Annotated in this window: 17 protein-coding genes and 1 other RNA gene; 4 read left to right on the top strand and 14 right to left on the bottom strand. The window is 60.3% G+C overall.

What is annotated here, in order from left to right; all coding sequences use genetic code 11:
• Window positions 1-2 precede the first annotated feature (2 nt).
• The 9 genes from mraY to rsmI all read right to left on the bottom strand — a co-directional run bounded on the left by mraY (window position 3) and on the right by rsmI (window position 8911).
• A complete protein-coding gene (gene mraY, locus J4D28_RS09875) occupies window positions 3-1085 on the bottom strand; it encodes a phospho-N-acetylmuramoyl-pentapeptide-transferase (RefSeq protein ID WP_007928475.1) in 1083 nt (360 codons plus the stop codon).
• Window positions 1085-2452: a UDP-N-acetylmuramoyl-tripeptide--D-alanyl-D-alanine ligase gene (gene murF / locus J4D28_RS09870; protein ID WP_103331085.1), complete on the bottom strand. Its 1368-nt coding sequence runs from the start codon at window positions 2450-2452 to the stop codon at window positions 1085-1087. Before murF ends, mraY begins: the two co-directional genes overlap by 1 nt.
• On the bottom strand, window positions 2445-3908 hold the full coding sequence (locus tag J4D28_RS09865; RefSeq protein ID WP_028683356.1) for a UDP-N-acetylmuramoyl-L-alanyl-D-glutamate--2,6-diaminopimelate ligase: 1464 nt from the start codon (window positions 3906-3908) through the stop codon (window positions 2445-2447). The genes murF and J4D28_RS09865 overlap by 8 nt, the downstream gene beginning before the upstream one ends.
• Window positions 3908-5632: a penicillin-binding protein 2 gene (locus J4D28_RS09860; protein WP_016703540.1), complete on the bottom strand. Its 1725-nt coding sequence runs from the start codon at window positions 5630-5632 to the stop codon at window positions 3908-3910. Before J4D28_RS09860 ends, J4D28_RS09865 begins: the two co-directional genes overlap by 1 nt.
• The gene (gene ftsL, locus J4D28_RS09855) at window positions 5632-5925 is read right to left on the bottom strand and encodes a cell division protein FtsL (RefSeq protein ID WP_009050721.1); all 294 of its coding nucleotides are present in this window, start codon (window positions 5923-5925) and stop codon (window positions 5632-5634) included. The genes J4D28_RS09860 and ftsL overlap by 1 nt, the downstream gene beginning before the upstream one ends.
• Window positions 5922-6869 (bottom strand): 16S rRNA (cytosine(1402)-N(4))-methyltransferase RsmH, encoded by a 948-nt coding sequence (gene rsmH, locus J4D28_RS09850; RefSeq protein WP_009050722.1) that lies wholly within the window; start codon window positions 6867-6869, stop codon window positions 5922-5924. The genes ftsL and rsmH overlap by 4 nt, the downstream gene beginning before the upstream one ends.
• On the bottom strand, window positions 6866-7321 hold the full coding sequence (gene mraZ, locus J4D28_RS09845) for a division/cell wall cluster transcriptional repressor MraZ (RefSeq protein ID WP_003205355.1): 456 nt from the start codon (window positions 7319-7321) through the stop codon (window positions 6866-6868). Before mraZ ends, rsmH begins: the two co-directional genes overlap by 4 nt.
• 308 nt (window positions 7322-7629) lie before the next feature.
• An RNA gene (rnpB, locus tag J4D28_RS09840) (RNase P RNA component class A) lies at window positions 7630-7983 on the bottom strand.
• Window positions 7984-8056: 73 nt separating this feature from the next.
• Complete coding sequence (rsmI, locus tag J4D28_RS09835; RefSeq protein ID WP_174248226.1) at window positions 8057-8911, bottom strand: 16S rRNA (cytidine(1402)-2'-O)-methyltransferase; 855 nt, start codon at window positions 8909-8911, stop codon at window positions 8057-8059.
• A 237-nt stretch (window positions 8912-9148) separates the two neighbouring features.
• Between rsmI and J4D28_RS09830 the strand changes: the two genes are divergently transcribed.
• The 4 genes from J4D28_RS09830 to J4D28_RS09815 all read left to right on the top strand — a co-directional run bounded on the left by J4D28_RS09830 (window position 9149) and on the right by J4D28_RS09815 (window position 12607).
• The gene (locus J4D28_RS09830) at window positions 9149-10960 is read left to right on the top strand and encodes a penicillin-binding protein activator (RefSeq protein WP_009050724.1); all 1812 of its coding nucleotides are present in this window, start codon (window positions 9149-9151) and stop codon (window positions 10958-10960) included.
• Complete coding sequence (locus J4D28_RS09825; protein WP_007928464.1) at window positions 10960-11331, top strand: YraN family protein; 372 nt, start codon at window positions 10960-10962, stop codon at window positions 11329-11331. The genes J4D28_RS09830 and J4D28_RS09825 overlap by 1 nt, the downstream gene beginning before the upstream one ends.
• A gap of 107 nt (window positions 11332-11438) precedes the next feature.
• Window positions 11439-12032: a phosphoheptose isomerase gene (locus J4D28_RS09820; protein WP_007928463.1), complete on the top strand. Its 594-nt coding sequence runs from the start codon at window positions 11439-11441 to the stop codon at window positions 12030-12032.
• Complete coding sequence (locus J4D28_RS09815) at window positions 12029-12607, top strand: BON domain-containing protein (protein ID WP_016703543.1); 579 nt, start codon at window positions 12029-12031, stop codon at window positions 12605-12607. The genes J4D28_RS09820 and J4D28_RS09815 overlap by 4 nt, the downstream gene beginning before the upstream one ends.
• 55 nt (window positions 12608-12662) lie before the next feature.
• Here the strand turns inward: J4D28_RS09815 and J4D28_RS09810 are convergent, their stop codons facing one another.
• From J4D28_RS09810 to petA, 5 genes are all read right to left on the bottom strand, one after another.
• Window positions 12663-13079: a ClpXP protease specificity-enhancing factor gene (locus tag J4D28_RS09810; protein ID WP_007928461.1), complete on the bottom strand. Its 417-nt coding sequence runs from the start codon at window positions 13077-13079 to the stop codon at window positions 12663-12665.
• Between the two features lie 16 nt (window positions 13080-13095).
• Complete coding sequence (locus J4D28_RS09805) at window positions 13096-13713, bottom strand: glutathione S-transferase N-terminal domain-containing protein (protein WP_007928460.1); 618 nt, start codon at window positions 13711-13713, stop codon at window positions 13096-13098.
• Window positions 13714-13864: 151 nt separating this feature from the next.
• Window positions 13865-14647: a cytochrome c1 gene (locus J4D28_RS09800; RefSeq protein ID WP_009050727.1), complete on the bottom strand. Its 783-nt coding sequence runs from the start codon at window positions 14645-14647 to the stop codon at window positions 13865-13867.
• Window positions 14647-15858, bottom strand: a complete 1212-nt coding sequence (locus J4D28_RS09795; protein WP_007928456.1) for a cytochrome bc complex cytochrome b subunit — start codon at window positions 15856-15858, stop codon at window positions 14647-14649. Before J4D28_RS09795 ends, J4D28_RS09800 begins: the two co-directional genes overlap by 1 nt.
• Window positions 15858-16451: a ubiquinol-cytochrome c reductase iron-sulfur subunit gene (petA, locus tag J4D28_RS09790; RefSeq protein ID WP_007928454.1), complete on the bottom strand. Its 594-nt coding sequence runs from the start codon at window positions 16449-16451 to the stop codon at window positions 15858-15860. The genes J4D28_RS09795 and petA overlap by 1 nt, the downstream gene beginning before the upstream one ends.
• Window positions 16452-16485: the final 34 nt, after the last annotated feature.

Raw genomic sequence — 16485 nt, 5'->3', positions numbered from 1 at the left:
TTCTACCTCAGCTTCAGGGTGGCAAGGCCGATCAACACGAGAATCACGGTGATGATCCAGAAACGGACGATCACGCGCGGCTCGGGCCAGCCCTTGAGTTCAAAGTGGTGGTGAATTGGCGCCATGCGGAATACACGACGACCGGTCAACTTGAAGGAGGCCACCTGAATGACCACCGACAGGGTTTCCATCACGAACACACCGCCCATGATGAACAGGACGATTTCCTGACGAACGATCACCGCGATGGTGCCCAGGGCCGCACCCAGTGCCAGCGCGCCGACGTCGCCCATAAAGACTTGTGCCGGGTAGGTGTTAAACCACAGGAAGCCCAGTCCGGCGCCGATCAGCGCGCCGCAGAACACGATCAGCTCACCCGCGCCTGGAACGTAAGGAATCAGCAGGTACTCAGCGAATTTCACGTTACCCGACAGGTAGCAGAAGATGCCCAGGGCACCGCCCACCATCACGGTCGGCATGATCGCCAGGCCGTCGAGGCCGTCGGTCAGGTTGACCGCGTTGCTGGAGCCAACGATCACGAAATAGGTCAGGACCACGAAGCCAATACCCAGCGGAATGCTGACGTCCTTGAGCATGGGGATCAGCAAGGTGGTTTCGACCGGGGTTTGCGCGGTGACATACAGGAAGATCGCCGCGCCCAGGCCAAATACCGACTGCCAGAAGTACTTCCAGCGGCTAGGCAAACCACGGGAGTTCTTCTCGATCACCTTGCGATAGTCATCGACCCAGCCGATGGCGCCGAACAACAGGGTGACCAGCAACACCACCCACACATAACGGTTGCTCAGGTCGGCCCACAGCAGGGTGCTGATACCGATTGCCGAAAGGATCAGCGCGCCGCCCATGGTCGGGGTGCCCGACTTGGAGAGGTGCGATTGCGGACCGTCGTTACGCACGGCCTGGCCGATCTGACGGGTCTGCAAAGTGCGGATCATCCACGGCCCCAGCCACAAGGACAGCACCAGCGCAGTCAGTACCCCGAGAATCCCGCGCAGGGTCAGGTACTGAAAGACCGCGAAGCCTTTGTAGAACTGTTGCAGGTACTCCGCTAGCAGCAGCAGCATCAATGTTTCTCCGTGCTGGAACCACACAAAGCCGCGACGATGTTTTCCATCACCGCGCTGCGCGATCCCTTGATCAAAATAGTGGTGTTTGTATCTTGCTCGGCGCCCAGGGCTGTGATCAGCTCGGCCTGGCTGGCGAAGTGTCGGGCGTGCTCACCAAAGGCGGCGACCGCGTGGACCATCATTGGGCCCACGGCGTAGAGCGCCGACACCTTGCCGGCGGCATAAGCACCCACTTCGCGGTGCCCCTGCTCCGCCCAATCGCCCAACTCGCCGATATCTCCGAGCACCAGGACGGTGCGGCCGGAAAAGCCGGCGAGTATATCAACGGCCGCGCACATTGACGTGGGGTTCGCGTTGTAGGTGTCGTCGATGACCCGCATGCCGTTTTTCGCCAGCTGGGCGACGGTGCGGCCCTTGACCGGCTGCACCGCGTTGAGCCCGGTGGCGATGCCGAACAGCGACACGCCCAGGGCATGAGCGGCAGCCGCAGCGGCCAGGGCATTGGCCACGTTATGGGTACCCAGCAGGTTCAACTGGATCCGCTCGGAGCCGTTGCCAGCATGCAGGGTGAAGTTCGGGCAGCCACGGGCATCACGCTGGATATCCGAGGCGTAAAAGTCGGCGGCATTGTTGGTCAGGGCAAAACTCAGCACCTGACGGCCGGCGGCACGGGTTTTCCAGATCGGGAAGGCCTTGTCATCGAGGTTGAGCACGGCGATACCGGAAGCATCCAGCCCTTCGAGGATCTCGCCTTTGGCCTCGACGATTTTTTCCGGCCCGCCAAACTCGCCAACATGGGCCGTACCGGCGTTATTGATGATGGCGACATGCGGCTTGGTCATCGCCACGGTGTAGGCAATTTCGCCGATGCGCGAAGCCCCGAGCTCGATCACCGCCGCGGTATGCTCCGGGGCCAGCTCCAGCAGGGTCAAGGGTGCGCCCAAGTCGTTGTTCAGGTTGCCGCGCGTGGCGAGCACCGGCCCGCGCGTGCGCAGGATGCTGGCCAGCATTTCCTTGACCGTGGTCTTGCCGCTGGAGCCGGTAATCGCCGCTACCGGCTTGGTAAAAGCGGCGCGACTCAACGCTCCCAGCTGTCCAAGCGCCTGCCGGGTATCGCTGACCAGCAACTGCGGCAGCGTGCTGTCTGGCACTTCGCGTTCGACCAGGGCACCGACGGCGCCTTTAGAGGCGACCTCATTCAGGTAGTCATGGCCGTCGAAACGCGGGCCGGCCAGGGCAATAAAGAGTTGGCCCGGCTTGATCGCCCGGCTGTCGATGCTCACGCCATCGAAGCTGCAATCGCCAGCCAGCAGGCGACCCGCCAACGGTCCGCTCAGTTCACTGAGTTTCAGGGCCTTAAGCATGGGCCACCTCCCACGCAGTCAGCGCCCGGTCGGCTTCCACCAGGTCGGAGAAGTCGAGACGCACGCCGTTGATTTCCTGATAGTCCTCATGGCCTTTACCGGCCAGGACAATGACGTCATCCGCCGAAGCGCCGGCGATCAGCTGGGCGATGGCCAGGCCGCGACCGGAGACGAACTCGACCTTGTCCACCGCACTGAAGCCGGTACGAATGTCGTCGAAAATCTGCGCTGGATCTTCCGTACGCGGGTTGTCGTCGGTAACCAGCACGCCGTCGGCCAGGCGCTCGACCACTTCCGCCATCAGCGGACGCTTGCCGCGATCGCGATCGCCGCCGCAGCCGAACAGGCACAGCAAACGGCCCTTGGCGTGGGGACGCAGGGCCAGCAATACTTTTTCCAGGGCATCCGGGGTGTGAGCGTAATCGACCACCACCAGCGGTTGCGAACCGCCGCCCAGGCGCTGCATGCGACCGGCCGGACCTTCCAGTTTCGGCAGCACGTGGAGGATTTCGTCGAGGGCGTAATCCAGTCCGAGCAAGGCGCCGACAGCGGCCAGCACGTTGCTCAGGTTGAAACGGCCAAGCAAGGTGCTGCGCAGATGATGTTCGCCCTGCGGAGTCACCAGGGTCGCACGCACGCCTTCGTCGTCGAATTGCGCTTCGCGGCAGTACAGATAGGCCCGCGGATCCTCGAGGCTGTAGGTGATCAGCCGCGAATCCTGCTCGTCACTGGCCAACAGCCGACCGAACTCATCGTCGAGGTTGATGACCCGGCAACCCAGGTCGGTCCAACCGAACAGCTTGGCCTTGGTGGAGCCGTAGGCTTCCATGGTGCCGTGATAATCCAGGTGGTCGCGAGACAGGTTGGTCAGCACCGCCACATCGAAGGCCAGCGCACTGACCCGCCCCTGGTCGAGCCCATGGGACGACACTTCCATCGCCACGGCCTTGGCACCGGCCTTTTTCAGGTCGGCCAGGGTGGCCTGTACGGCAATCGGGTTCGGCGTAGTGTGCATCCCGCTTTGCAGCGCGCCATAAAAACCGCTGCCCAAGGTGCCGACGATGCCGCAGTGCTGGCCCAGCAGGTCGAGCGCTTGCGCGACCAACTGGGTCACGCTGGTCTTGCCGTTGGTACCGGTCACGCCAATCAGGTTGAGATGACGACTCGGATCGCCATAAAAACGTCCGGCGATATCCGACAGCTGCGCCGCCAGGCCTTTGACCGGAATCAGCGGTACGTCGGTAATCGGCAGGACGGTCGCGCCTTCGACTTCATAAGCCACGGCAGCCGCACCGCGCTGCAAGGCATCGGCGATGTGCGCACGGCCATCGAACTTGCCGCCAGGAACCGCAAGGAACAGATCGCCGGCGCGCACATTGCGGCTGTCCAGGGTCAGTTCGCGAATCAGCAGATCGCGACCAGCGTGGGCGAAAATCTTGTTCAGGCTAAGAGACATCAGCCGCGCCCCCCTTTAGCTGGTGCCGCATTGGCTTGTTGGGTAGGTGGCAGGTTGTCCGGCGAGATATTCATCAGACGCAGGGTGCCGGACATCACTTTGCTGAACACCGGTGCCGATACCAGGCCACCGAAGTAGCCGGCCTTGCTCGGCTCGTCGATCACCACGACTATGGCGTAACGCGGATCGCTCATCGGGCCGAAACCAGCGAACAGCGAACGGTAGGAGTTCTCGGCATAACCCTTGGTGCCGACCGAAGTCTTGCGCGCGGTACCACTCTTGCCGGCCACGTGATACGCCGGCACCTGAGCACGGAACACGCCGCGCGGAGCCTCGATCACCTGCTGCAACATGCCTTGCATGGTCTTGGCGACCTTTTCCGGAATCACTTGGGTGGTTTCCGGGGTCTTGTCGGTTTTGATCAGAGTCAGTGGAGCGATACGACCGTTATTGGCCAGCGCCGAGAAGGCGTGAACCAACTGGATCGCCGTCACCGAGATACCGTAGCCGTACGACAGCGTGGCCGTCTCGGCCTTGCGCCATTCACGGTAATTCGGCAGGTTGCCGACACGCTCGCCCGGGAAACCGAGGCCGGTATCCTGGCCGAGGCCGATTTTCTGGGCCAGGCGGAAGATGGCTTCGCCGCCGATATCGAAGGCGATCTTGCTCATGCCGACGTTACTGGAATTGATCAGAATCCCGGTCAGGTCGAGCACCGCGCCTTCACTCTTGGATACGTCACGAATGGTGTACTTGCCGATCTGCAGCGTGCCTGGATAAACCTCGACGGTGTCGCTCGGTTTCCAGCGGCCGGTTTCCAGCGCCGCGCTCATGGAGATGGCTTTCATGGTCGAACCCGGTTCGAACACGTCGATCATGGCGCGGTTGCGCATCATCGCCGGTTGCAGGTTGCGACGGTTGTTCGGGTTGTAGGTCGGCTGGTTGACCATGGCCAGGATCTCGCCGGTCTTCACGTCCATGATGACCAGGCTGCCGGCCTTGGCGCCGTTCTCGACGATGGCATTGCGCAGTTCGCGGTTGGCCAGGTATTGCAGGCGCAGGTCAATCGACAACGCCAAGGGCTTGCCGGCCTTGGCGTTTTTGGTGACCTGGACATCTTTGATCAGTCTGCCGCGCCGATCCTTGATGACCTGGCGCTTGCCCGGCACCCCGGCCAGCCACTCGTCATAGGCCAGTTCGACCCCCTCGCGACCGCGGTCGTCGATGTCGGTAAAGCCGACCATGTGCGCGGTCACTTCGCCGGCCGGGTAGAAACGCCGAAACTCTTCGATGCCATAGACCCCCGGCACCTTGAGATCGAGAACCTGCTGGCCCTGCTCGGGCGTCAGGCCACGCACCAGGTAGATGAACTCTTTATTGGCCTGGGCTTCAAGACGCTCGGCCAGTGCTTTGGGGTCTTGCCCCAAGGCAGCAGCCAATGCCGGCCACTTGTCCTTGGCCAGTTGCATTTCCTTGGCGTTGGCCCACAGGGTGGTCACCGGCGTACTGACGGCCAGCGGCTCGCCGTTACGGTCGGTGATCAGGCCACGGTGAGCCGGGATCGGAATATGCCGAACGCTGCGCGCATCGCCCTGCCCCTTGAGGAAGTCGCGATCGACGACCTGCAGATCGATGATGCGCCAGGCGATCGCCGCCACCATGATGCCGAGCAAACCCAGCACCAGGCGGAACCGCCAGGGAAAGAGTGCGCCTTCAAGCTTCATCATGGCGCCACCATCTGGACTTCTGCCGCGCCGGGAATACGCATTTTCAGTTGTTCGGTGGCCAGCACTTCGATCCGGCTATGGGCGGTCCAAGTGCTTTGTTCAAGAATCAGCCGGCCCCACTCCGCCTGCGCCTTGTCGCGCACACTCAACTCGCCATACAGCGTGTTGAGCAGCTGACGATTCCAATGCGCGCTATAGGACACCGCAATCGCGGACACCAGAACGCCGATGAACAGCAGAAGCATGAAAAAGCTTCCGCCTGGAAGTGGCTTGGCGAAGAGCTTGCTCACCGCAGCTTCTCCGCAACGCGCATGACAGCACTACGGGCACGCGGGTTGGCTTTGAGCTCGGCATCGGAGGCCGTCTGCGCTTTGCCATGGATTTTGATTTTCGGTTCGAAAGCCACGTGGCGTACCGGCAGATTGCGAGGCAAGTTGTCCGCCTCGCCCTTCACCAGCTTGCGCATGAACAATTTGACGATGCGATCTTCCAGGGAATGGAAGCTGATCACCACCAGGCGACCGCCCACTTCGAGAGACTCCAGCGCTGCTTCGAGGCCGGCCTCGAGATCGCCCAGCTCGTTGTTGACGTGAATGCGCAACCCCTGGAATGCGCGGGTAGCCGGGTTCTTGCCCTTTTCCCACGCCGGGTTGGCGACTTTCAAGACCTCCGCCAGGTCGGCGGTGCGCTCGAACGGCTTGATGTCGCGGCGCTCAGCCACGGCGCGGGCCATGCGACCGGAGAAACGCTCTTCGCCGTACTCCTTGAACACACGGGCGATTTCTTCCACCGGAGCGGTGTTGACGAACTCCGCCGCGCTGATGCCGCGGGACGGGTCCATGCGCATATCCAGGGGACCGTCATTGAGAAAACTGAAGCCGCGTTCAGGATCGTCGAGCTGCGGCGAAGATACGCCCAGGTCGAGCAACACACCGCTGACCTTGCCATCCAGGCCACGCTCGGCCACTTCCGAACCCAGCTCGGCAAAGCTGCGCTGCACAACGACAAAGCGGCCGTCTTCGGCCGCTAGCGCTTGCCCGGTGGCAATCGCTTGAGGATCTTTGTCGAATCCGAGCAGCCGGCCATCCGGCCCGAGCTTGCTGAGGATCAAACGACTATGACCGCCGCGACCGAAGGTGCCATCCAGATAGCAGCCATCAGGACGTACGGCGAGAGCCTCGACGGCTTCGTCAAGCAGTACGGTGATGTGGTTAAAGCCGCTATCAATAGTCACAGGATCAAATCACGCAGTTCATCAGGCATGGCGCCCGGTTGTTGAATAGCTGCCAGGTCCGCTGCAGAAACAGCATTCCAGGCATCCTCGTCCCACAGTTGGAACTTGTTCAGTTGGCCTACCAACATTGCGCGCTTATCCAACTTGGCATATTCGCGCAGACGTGGCGGAACCAGAAAACGACCACTGCCATCGAGTTCGAGGTCGACGGCATTACCAATCAACAAACGCTGCAAGCGACGGTTTTCTTCACGTAGCGAAGGCAGCGCGCGCAGCTTGGTTTCAATAATTTCCCACTCATCGAGGGGGTAGACACACAAACACGGATCAACGGCATCAATAGTGACGATAAGTTGCCCGGAACTACGCGAAACGAGCTCGTCACGGTACCGGCTCGGCATGGCGAGACGGCCCTTTGCGTCGAGACTGATAGCGTTAGCTCCGCGAAACACGTCAGCGTTTCTCCAAATTTTAGCGTTTTACGTCCAAAAAACCCACTTCATGCCACTTTCCGCCACTTGCGCACACTATAGGAATGCGCCCACCACACCGTCAAGGCACGGAGCGACGGAAAAGCCTTATAGAACGGAGATTTAGGAGACTAAAAGGAGGGGTAACGGGAATTTGGCGAAGGATTTGGCGCAATAACTTCAATCAGCTCAAGGAGCTGTATCGCGAAGTTAAAGTAATTTGTTAAGAGTAAGATCTTTTCGGTATTACAAAAGCGCTTCTGCTATTGATTCAAGCAGGGAGGGAAAAGGTGGAGAGTCGATCTGTAAGCCGGGTTCTGTCGAGGACAGTCATTCCTCTACGATGGCCATCACTGGACATCTTTAGCAACCTACCCGGTTCCAGCGCGGGCCACGCCTTGGAACCCTATTTGGTCTTGCTCCGAGTGGGGTTTACCTAGCCACGAACTGTTGCCAGACGTGCGGTGCGCTCTTACCGCACCTTTTCACCCTTACCGGCACCGAAGTGCTTAGGCGGTTATTTTCTGTGGCACTTTCCGTAGGCTCGCGCCTCCCAGGCATTACCTGGCACTCCGCCCTATGGAGCCCGGACTTTCCTCCCCCCTCTAATTTTCATAGAGGGCAGCGACTGTCCAATCGACTCTCCGCCGCGCAGGTTAACGGCAGAGCGGCGGAAGAACAAGTGATAAAAGCCTTTTGCCATTCCGCCGATCGCGTTTACTCGCCTTTCTGTTTATCCAGCGCCGCCTGATAGAGAACATTCTTGCGCACGCCGGTAATTTCCGCCGCCAATGCCGCAGCCCGCTTGAGCGGCATCTCCTTGAGCAGCAGATCGAGAACTCGCATTACCTCACCGCTTACGGCCTCGTCGCTCTCCGGCGCCGACCACCCCGCCACCAGCACCACGCATTCGCCGCGCTGCTGATTGCTGTCCGCCTCGACGAAAGCGCGCAACTCCGAAAGCGGCAAGCCCTTGAGGGTTTCAAAGGTCTTGGTCAGTTCCCGCGCCAGCAATGCCGGACGCTCGCCACCAAACACCAGCTCCATATCCTGCAGGCACTCGAGAATGCGGTGTGGCGCCTCATAGAAAATCAGCGTGCGCGGCTCTTCCTTTAATAGCTCAAGACGCCCGCGCCGCCCTACCGCCTTGGCCGGCAGAAACCCTTCGAAGATAAAACGATCGGAAGGCAGCCCCGCCGCCGACAAGGCCGCAATCAGAGCGCAAGCCCCAGGAACAGGAACGACATTAATTCCCGCCGCCCGCGCCTGACGCACCAAGTGGTAACCCGGATCGGAGATCAACGGCGTGCCCGCGTCAGAAATCAGCGCAACGCTGTCTCCCGCCAACAGACGGGTCAGAAAGCGGCTGCCTTCATCCCGCTCGTTATGTTCATGGCAGGCGGCCAGCGGCGTGGAAATCCCGAAGTGCTGCATCAAGCGCTGCGAGTGACGCGTGTCCTCGGCGGCGATCAACGCCACCTCACGCAAGATCTTCAAGGCCCGGGCACTGATGTCGTCCAGGTTGCCGATGGGCGTCGCCACCACATAAAGCGAGCCAGCAGCGGAATTCAAAGGACCTGGAGCAGTCAAAGCGCACACCTCTTGATCGGTAAAACCGACATTGTAGCGCGTAGATGCCTTCGGAATGCGTGCCGCAGGCACCTCGCACCTGCGACAACACCGGCCATTCTAAAGCGCTGCAACATTTGCACGACCTAAAATAGACGGTTTATTGCCAGTAAGATCGCGCCCCGGCCAGTGCTTGGGTACAATTCCACGCTAATTTGATCGAGTATCAGGAACACTTACATGATCGCTTGCCTGCGGCTGTTCTCTGCCTTATGCCTTGCTGCCCTCCTGGCAGCTTGCGCCAGCTCGCCCTCCTCCAGCCTTGGCGAACTTCCACGGACCCCGGATGCCAGCATCGAGCAACTGCTCGAACAGGCCGCCAACAGCAAAACACCCGACAAGGCAGCCCTGCTGCGCTTGAGCGCTGCCGACCTGGCCTATCGCCAGGGCAACGCCGGCCAGGCCGCGCAAATCCTGCAACAAGTGCCAATGGAGCAACTCAAGCCCGGCCAGCAGGTTTTCGCCAGCACCCTGGCGGCCGAACTGGCCATGACTCGCAACCAGCCAAAGGCGGCCCTGACTGCCCTGAGCCACCCGAGCCTGCAACGCCTGAGCGAACTGCCGGAAGAGCAGCAGATCCGCACCGGCACCATCCATGCTCGCGCACTCGAGGCCGACGGCCAGGCTCTCGCCGCAGCACGGGAGCGTATCTTCATTGCACCATTGCTCAAGGACGACGCCGCGAGCAAGAACCATGAAGCCATCTGGGCATTGATTGCCAGCTTGCCGACCGATCAACTGCAAGCCGTCAGCAACGACGACCTCGGCGGCTGGATGAGCCTGGCATTGGCAGTGAAGACTGCCGGTACCCTGGAACAACAGCAGGCCGCCATCGACAACTGGCGCGCACAGAACCCCAAGCATCCGGCCGCCATTCAACTGCCGCTGCCACTGACCAAACTCAAGGAACTGGCCAGCCAGCCGCTGTCCAAGATCGCCCTGCTGTTGCCGCAGGACGGTCCGCTGGCTGCGGTCTCCAAGGCCCTGCGCGACGGTTTCATGGCCGCACACTATCAGGCCCAGCAAGCCGGACAGAAACCACCCAGCATCGAGTTCTACGACAGCTCGCGCCTGACTTCGCTGGATGACTTCTACCGCAAGGCCCAGGCTGATGGCGTGCAACTGGTCGTCGGCCCGCTGGAAAAACCGCTGGTCAAACAGCTCGCCGCACGCCCGCAACTGCCTATCACCACCCTGGCGCTGAACTACAGCGAAGGCGAGCAAGGCCCGGCGCAACTGTTCCAGTTCGGCCTGGCTGCCGAAGACGAAGCTCGCGAAGTCTCCCGTCGCGCTCGCGCCGATGGCCTGCACCGCGCCGCTGTCCTGGTGCCACGCGGCGAATGGGGCGATCGTGTGCTCAAGGCTTTCCGTCAGGACTGGGAAAGCAACGGCGGTAGCGTGGTCGGTATCGAACGCGTCGATCAGCCGGTGGCCCTGGCCCAGCAGATTGCCGACCTGTTCCAACTGCGCCAGAGCGAAGCTCGCGCCAAGAGCCTGCAGAACGCCGCCGGCACCCAGGTGGCCGCACAACCTTCGCGCCGCCAGGACATCGAGTTCATTTTCCTGGCGTCCACACCGCAACAGGCACAACAGATCAAGCCGACCCTGAACTTTCAGTACGCTGGCGATGTACCTGTCTATGCCACCTCCCACGTTTTCAGCGCCAACGGCGACCAGAACCAGTACAACGACATGAACGGCGTACGCTTCTGCGAAACGCCTTGGCTGCTGGACGCCAATGACCCGCTGCGCCGGCAGGTCGCCGCGCAGTGGCCACAAGCCGGTGGCAGCCTGGGCCGACTGTATGCGATGGGTGCCGACGCCTACCGACTGGCGCCACGCCTGGGGCAACTCAAGGCGCTGCCGGACAGCCGCATCGAAGGCCTGTCGGGCAGCCTGACCATGAGCCCGAGCCAGCGCGTTCAACGCCAGTTGCCATGGGCCGAGTTCGTCAGCGGCCAGATCACTCGCCTGCCCGACACCCAGCGTTAATGCCACAACGATCACGCCAGCAAAGCGGTCAGGATGCCGAAGCCCAAGCGCTCCGGCATCTTGAACAACAGGGGCTGCGCCTGCTGGCGCAGAACTGGTTGTGCAAACGCGGCGAGCTTGATCTGGTCATGCTTGACGGCGATACAGTAGTATTCGTCGAAGTCCGCTACAGACAACACACGCAATGGGGTGGCGCACTGGGCAGTATCGACGCACGCAAGCGTCAGAAACTGATACTCGCCGCACAGTTTTTCCTGCAGCGCGAGTCGCGCTGGTCCAACCACCCTTGCCGTTTCGATGTGGTCGCCATAGACAGCGCCCCAGGCACGACAACTCATTTGAACTGGCTACGGAATGCCTTTGAAAGCTGATCGACGCTCTCGGGCCGAGCCGGACATTTTCACTCAACATTTTTGCTCTTTGCTTTGCGGGCAGCACATTCATGTGCCAGAAAGCCGCGCTACTTAAGGTCACACAGATGGACATGCAATCCCGAATTCGCCAGCTTTTTCAGGCCAGTATCGACACCAAGCAACAGGCGATGGACGTACTTGCACCGCACATCGAGCAAGCCAGCCAGGTCATGGTCAACGCCCTGCTCAACGAAGGGAAAATGCTTTCCTGCGGCAACGGCGGCTCGGCCGGCGATGCCCAGCACTTTTCTTCCGAGCTGCTCAACCGTTTCGAGCGCGAGCGCCCGAGCCTGCCAGCCATTGCGCTGACCACCGACAGCTCGACGATCACCTCGATCGCCAACGACTACAGCTACAACGAAGTCTTTTCCAAGCAGATTCGCGCCCTGGGCCAGCCCGGCGACGTCCTGCTGGCGATTTCCACCAGCGGCAACTCAGCGAACATTATTCAAGCGATCCAGGCCGCACATGATCGCGAAATGATTGTCGTAGCATTGACCGGTCGCGATGGCGGCGGCATGGCATCCCTGCTATTGCCGGAAGATGTCGAGATTCGCGTACCGGCCAACGTCACTGCACGCATCCAGGAAGTCCACCTGCTGGCGATCCACTGCCTCTGCGACTTGATCGACAGCCAACTGTTCGGGAGTGAAGAATGACCCCTAATCGCCTTGGCCTACTGGCCCTGACCCTAGCCTTGAGCATCAGCGGTTGCAGCTCGGTGATTACCGCCACCCGCGAAAGCCCGATCGAAGATGACCGCGGCACCCGCACCTTCGGCAGCAAGATCGATGACTCATTGATCCAGACCAAAGTCGAAGTGAACGTCGCCAAAGCCAGCCCGGACCTGGACCACAATTCACACATCGTGGTGACCAGCTTCAACGGCATCGTCCTGCTGGCCGGCCAGACCCCGCGGGCCGACCTCAAGACTCTCGCCGAGCAGGCCGCCAGCGCCGTGCAGCGGGTGAAGAAGGTCCACAACGAACTGCAGGTTCTGCCGCCCTCTTCCCTGCTGGCCCGGCAGAACGATACCTGGCTGACCACCAAGATCAAGACCCAGATGTTGACCGATGCCAGCATTCCAGGCTCGCGCATCAAGGTCGTGACGGAAAACGGCATCGTCTATCTGATGGGCCTGCTGACCCAACAGGAAGCCACCCAGGCGACCAACCTGGTACAGGGCGTTTCCGGCGTGCAGAAAATCGTCAAGCTGTTCGAATACATCGACTGATGCAGGTGAAAGGTACGGGCACAAAAAAGGCGATCCGGATGGATCGCCTTTTTTATTACTTCACGACCTTCAGACTGGGTCGGCCGCTTGGACGCGGCGGCTCGTTATCCGGTGGCGGGATATCATCATCCGGCTCGATTTCATCGTCCTCGTCATCCACGGGCGACTCCAGATCGAACACCATACCCTGACCATTCTCCCGGGCGTAAATGCCCAGGATCGCCGGCACAGGGACGTACAAGCTATGCGGGACACCACCGAAGCGCCCCTCGAAAGTCACCACCTCGTTATCCATGTGCAGATGGCGCACGGCACTCGGCGAAATATTCAGGACGATCTGTCCGTCACTGGCGAAACCCTGAGGCACCTGCACCGCCGGGTATTCGGAATTGACCAGCATATGCGGAGTGCAATCGTTGTCCACAATCCACTCGTAGAGCGCGCGGACCAGATAAGGTCGACTGGAGTTCATAGCGGCTCCTTAAGCCTTAGCGCATGTCGCGTTCGACGCCAGACAGACTTGCCTGGAACGTCTCACGGGCGAACTGGCGCTCCATGTAATCAAGCAACGGCTTGGCTTGCCGTGGCAATTCAATACCCAGAATCGGTAATCTCCAGAGTATTGGTAATAGGCAGCAATCCACCAGACTTTGTTCCTCACTGAGGAAAAACGGCTTCTCCGCGAACAGCGGCGAAACCCCGGTCAGGCTCTCACGCAGCTCTTTACGCGCCTGAGCCCGAGCCGCTTCCTTGGTCCGGGAATCCAGGATCAGGTCCACCAGCCCACACCAGTCACGCTGGATCCGATGGATCAGCAGACGGCTATTGGCACGCGCCACAGGGTAAACCGGCAGTAGTGGCGGGTGCGGGTAACGCTCATCCAGATATTCCATCACCACGGTCGACTCCCACAACGCCAGGTCACGATCGACCAGGGTGGGCAGACTGCCGTAAGGGTTCACTTCGATCAGCTTCGGCGGCTGACGCCCCGCCTCCACACTGATGATCTCGGCGCTGACACCCTTCTCTGCGAGCACGATACGTACCCGGTGGGAATAGTGGTCGGCGGGGTCGGAGTAACAGGCCAACCGATTGGTCACGCCCATGGCGGTCCTCCTCGCTTGTTGAAATTATCGGAAGCAGAAAAACGAGCGCGCCCAGAGGGCGCCTCCCGTAACGCCTGGATGATCCAGACTCGTTACACCTTCAGAGACGCCCTTGGGCGCGCACGATTAACAGCAATGAATTACAGCTTTATCAATGAACGTCTTTCCAGTATTCGCGCTTGAGCAGATAGGCGAACACGAAGAAGAAGGCCAGATACAGTAACACATAGGTGCCGATACGTTGATGCTCCAGCTTGACCGGGTTGGCCGAGTAGGCCAGGAAGGTCACCAGGTTCTTGACCTTCTCGTTGAACTGCTCTTCGTTGAGCGCGCCGGTTTTTGGCAACACGGTCAGCTGGTCGCAGGCTTCATGGGTCAAAGCGGTGCCGGTCAGCGGATCGTATTGCTTCTTGCCGTCTTCGACGATCTGAACCTGCTTGCAACCCACAACCTGGCGGCCTTGCAGGCCGACCAGAACGTTAGGCATGCCCACGTTCGGGAAGACCTTGTTGTTCACGCCCCATGGGCGCGCAGGGTCTTCGTAGAAGGAACGCAGGTAGCCATAGAGCCAGTCGGTACCACGCACACGAGCCACCAGGGTCAGGTCGGGCGGAGCCGCACCGAACCAGGTCTTGGCATCAGCCGGCTGCATGCCGATGTTCATGTGATCGCCGATTTTTGCACCGGTGAACACCAGCTTGCTCATCATCAGATCGTGAGGAATCCCCAGATCGTCGGCAACGCGCTCATAGCGCTGGAACTTGGCGCTGTGGCAGCCCATGCAGTAGTTGGCGAATGTCCGCGCGCCATCCTGCATGGCGGCCTTGTCGGAGACGTCGATGTCGACTTTTTCCAGCTCGGGACCACCTTGTGCGGCCGCGAAGGACAGTACAGGCATAGCAGCAAGAATCAGTACAGCAAATAGCTTTTTCATCAGCCAGTCACCCTTTCCGGAACCGGTTTGGTCTTCTCGAGCCTGGTGTAGAACGGCATCAGAATGAAGTAGGCGAAGTACAGGAAGGTACATACCTGCGACAGCAGCGTACGACCTGGAGTCGGTGCCAGGACGCCCAGGATCCCCAGGATCACGAACGAGATGCAGAACACCACCAGCCAGATCTTGCTCAGCCAACCCTTGTAGCGCATGGATTTGACCGGGCTGCGGTCAAGCCATGGCAGCACGAACAACACAGCGATCGCCGCACCCATCGCAATCACACCCAAGAGCTTGTCCGGAACCGCACGCAGAATCGCGTAGAACGGGGTGAAGTACCAAACCGGGGCGATATGCTCAGGCGTCTTGAACGGGTTGGCCTGCTCGAAGTTCGGCTTCTCGAGGAAATAACCACCCATTTCCGGGAAGAAGAACACGATCGAACAGAAGATGAACAGGAACACCACCACACCGACGATGTCTTTCACGGTGTAGTACGGATGGAACGCGATGCCATCCAGCGGTACGCCGTTTTCGTCTTTGTGCTTCTTGATGTCCACGCCATCCGGGTTGTTCGAACCCACTTCGTGCAGCGCCAGGATGTGCAGCACCACCAGACCAAGAATCACGATCGGCAGGGCCACAACGTGCAAGGCGAAGAAGCGGTTCAGGGTGATGCCGGAAATCAGGTAGTCACCACGAATCCACTGGGTCAGGTCGTTACCGATGACCGGGATCGCACCAAACAGCGAGATAATCACCTGGGCGCCCCAGTAGGACATTTGCCCCCAAGGCAGCAGGTAGCCCATGAAGGCCTCGGCCATCAGCGCCAGGTAGATCAGCATGCCGAACAGCCACACCAACTCACGCGGCTTCTGGTAGGAACCGTAGAGCAGGCCACGGAACATGTGCAGATAGACCACGATGAAGAACGCCGAAGCGCCGGTGGAGTGCAGCAGACGCAGGATCGAGCCGTACTCGACGTCGCGCATGATGTATTCGACGGAAGCGAAAGCTTCTTCTGCCGACGGGGTGTAGCTCATGGTCAGCCAGACACCGGTGACGATCTGGTTAACCAGAACCAGCAGAGCCAGGGAACCAAAGAAATAGAAGAAGTTGAAGTTCTTCGGGGCGTAATACTTGCTGAGATGGTCTTCCCACATTTTGGTCGCGGGGAAGCGCGCATCAACCCAATCCATGAACTTGCTCATCACGCTTTCTCCGTATCGACGCCGATGACAATAAGGTCGTCCGACTCATAGGAATGCGGGGGTACTGGCAGGTTCAAAGGCGCGGGTTGCGACTTGTAGACGCGGCCAGCCAGATCGTAGTGGGAACCGTGGCAAGGGCAGAAATAGCCACCTACCCAATCCTTGCCCAGATCTGCAGGCGCCACTTCAGGGCGGAATGTCGGCGAGCAACCCAAGTGGGTGCAGATACCGATCAGCAGCAGAATCTCTGGCTTGATCGAACGCACTTCCGGGTCGACGTAGGTTGGTTGAACAGAGTTCTTGGAGTCGGGGTCGGAAAGTTGACCCTCGATCTTTTTGAGATTCCCCAGGATTTCCTGTGTACGGCGGACGATGAATACCGGCTGACCACGCCACTCAGCAATCATCTGCTGACCTGGGTCGATCTTGCTGATATTCACTTTCACCGGTGCCCCTGCGGCTTTCGCCTTGGCACTGGGAAACCATGACCCCACGAACGGGACCGCAGCCCCCACCGCTCCTGCAGCACCCACCACGGATGTGGCTGCTACAAGGAAGCGACGCCGGCCTGCATTCACGCCGTCATTGCTCATTCAGTCCTCTCCCATCAGCTTTGTGGCCTGTTAA

Source organism: Pseudomonas sp. GW531-T4 (assembly GCF_017349615.1).
GTDB lineage: Bacteria > Pseudomonadota > Gammaproteobacteria > Pseudomonadales > Pseudomonadaceae > Aquipseudomonas > Aquipseudomonas chlororaphis_I.
This window is presented reverse-complemented; position numbering and strand designations above follow the sequence as displayed.

Coding starts and splice junctions, on each gene's coding strand:
- J4D28_RS09815 (WP_016703543.1), top strand. CDS start 12,029: ATGACCCCTAATCGCCTTGGCCTACTGGCCCTGACCCTAGCCTTGAGC.
- J4D28_RS09865 (WP_028683356.1), bottom strand. CDS start 3,908: ATGTCTCTTAGCCTGAACAAGATTTTCGCCCACGCTGGTCGCGATCTG.
- J4D28_RS09810 (WP_007928461.1), bottom strand. CDS start 13,079: ATGAACTCCAGTCGACCTTATCTGGTCCGCGCGCTCTACGAGTGGATT.
- petA (WP_007928454.1), bottom strand. CDS start 16,451: ATGAGCAATGACGGCGTGAATGCAGGCCGGCGTCGCTTCCTTGTAGCA.
- mraY (WP_007928475.1), bottom strand. CDS start 1,085: ATGCTGCTGCTGCTAGCGGAGTACCTGCAACAGTTCTACAAAGGCTTC.
- J4D28_RS09820 (WP_007928463.1), top strand. CDS start 11,439: ATGGACATGCAATCCCGAATTCGCCAGCTTTTTCAGGCCAGTATCGAC.
- murF (WP_103331085.1), bottom strand. CDS start 2,452: ATGCTTAAGGCCCTGAAACTCAGTGAACTGAGCGGACCGTTGGCGGGT.
- J4D28_RS09795 (WP_007928456.1), bottom strand. CDS start 15,858: ATGAGCAAGTTCATGGATTGGGTTGATGCGCGCTTCCCCGCGACCAAA.
- J4D28_RS09860 (WP_016703540.1), bottom strand. CDS start 5,632: ATGAAGCTTGAAGGCGCACTCTTTCCCTGGCGGTTCCGCCTGGTGCTG.
- J4D28_RS09830 (WP_009050724.1), top strand. CDS start 9,149: ATGATCGCTTGCCTGCGGCTGTTCTCTGCCTTATGCCTTGCTGCCCTC.
- J4D28_RS09805 (WP_007928460.1), bottom strand. CDS start 13,713: ATGGGCGTGACCAATCGGTTGGCCTGTTACTCCGACCCCGCCGACCAC.
- J4D28_RS09825 (WP_007928464.1), top strand. CDS start 10,960: ATGCCACAACGATCACGCCAGCAAAGCGGTCAGGATGCCGAAGCCCAA.
- J4D28_RS09800 (WP_009050727.1), bottom strand. CDS start 14,647: ATGAAAAAGCTATTTGCTGTACTGATTCTTGCTGCTATGCCTGTACTG.